Here is a 1,635-nt window from a genome sequence, read left to right on the forward strand (position 1 = left end):
AGAACCCCGGAAGGGGAGTGAAATAGATCCTGAAACCGTGTGCCTACAACAAGTTAGAGCCCGTTAATGGGTGATAGCGTGCCTTTTGTAGAATGAACCGGCGAGTTACGATTACTTGCGAGGTTAAGTTGAAAAAACGGAGCCGTAGCGAAAGCGAGTCTGAATAGGGCGAATGAGTAAGTGGTCGTAGACCCGAAACCATGTGATCTACCCATGTCCAGGTTGAAGGTGCGGTAAAACGCACTGGAGGACCGAACCCACGTACGTTGAAAAGTGCGGGGATGAGGTGTGGGTAGCGGAGAAATTCCAAACGAACTTGGAGATAGCTGGTTCTCTCCGAAATAGCTTTAGGGCTAGCCTCAGAGTAAGAATGATGGAGGTAGAGCACTGTTTGGACTAGGGGCCCATCTCGGGTTACCGAATTCAGATAAACTCCGAATGCCATCCATTCATCTCTGGGAGTCAGACTGTGAGTGATAAGATCCATAGTCGAAAGGGAAACAGCCCAGACCACCAGCTAAGGTCCCCAAATAACTATTAAGTGGAAAAGGATGTGGGGTTGCACAGACAACTAGGATGTTGGCTCAGAAGCAGCCACCATTTAAAGAGTGCGTAATAGCTCACTAGTCGAGTGACCCTGCGCCGAAAATGTACCGGGGCTAAATAGTTTACCGAAGCTGTGGAACACACCATAAGGTGTGTTGGTAGGAGAGCGTTCTAAGGGCGTTGAAGGTAGATCGTGAGGACTGCTGGAGCGCTTAGAAGTGAGAATGCCGGTATGAGTAGCGAAAGACAGGTGAGAATCCTGTCCACCGAATGACTAAGGTTTCCTGGGGAAGGCTCGTCCGCCCAGGGTTAGTCGGGACCTAAGCCGAGGCCGAAAGGCGTAGGCGATGGATAACAGGTTGATATTCCTGTACCCGTTGTTTTTGTTTGAGCAATGGAGGGACGCAGGAGGCTAAGGAATCAGACGATTGGAAATGTCTGTCCAAGCAACAAGTCTTGATGTGAGTCAAATGCTTACGTCTTCAAGGACAAGTTGTGATGGGGAGGGAAATAATAGTACCGAAGTTCCTGATGTCACACTGCCGAGAAAAGCTTCTAGTGAGAAAACAATGGCCCGTACCGCAAACCGACACAGGTAGTCGAGGAGAGAATCCTAAGGTGAGCGAGAGAACTCTCGTTAAGGAACTCGGCAAAATGACCCCGTAACTTCGGGAGAAGGGGTGCTGATCTAACGATCAGCCGCAGTGAATAGGCCCAAGCGACTGTTTATCAAAAACACAGGTCTCTGCAAAATCGAAAGATGACGTATAGGGGCTGACGCCTGCCCGGTGCTGGAAGGTTAAGAGGAGTGCTTAGCGTAAGCGAAGGTACGAATTGAAGCCCCAGTAAACGGCGGCCGTAACTATAACGGTCCTAAGGTAGCGAAATTCCTTGTCGGGTAAGTTCCGACCCGCACGAAAGGCGTAACGATTTGGGCACTGTCTCAACGAGAGACTCGGTGAAATTTTAGTACCTGTGAAGATGCAGGTTACCCGCGACAGGACGGAAAGACCCCATGGAGCTTTACTGCAGTTTGATATTGAGTGTTTGTACCACATGTACAGGATAGGTAGGAGCCGTAGAAGTCGG

The 1,635-nt window shown here is 49.8% G+C and carries 1 rRNA gene (cut by a window edge); it reads left to right on the forward strand.

The features are described from left to right. Positions 1 to 1,635 (forward strand): 23S ribosomal RNA (locus P7D84_RS13575); its annotated part reaches 125 nt to the left of the window's first position; the annotation flags it as partial.

The sequence above is a fragment of the Enterococcus dongliensis genome (genome assembly GCF_031927985.1).
GTDB classification, from domain to species: Bacteria; Bacillota; Bacilli; order Lactobacillales; family Enterococcaceae; genus Enterococcus_A; species Enterococcus_A dongliensis.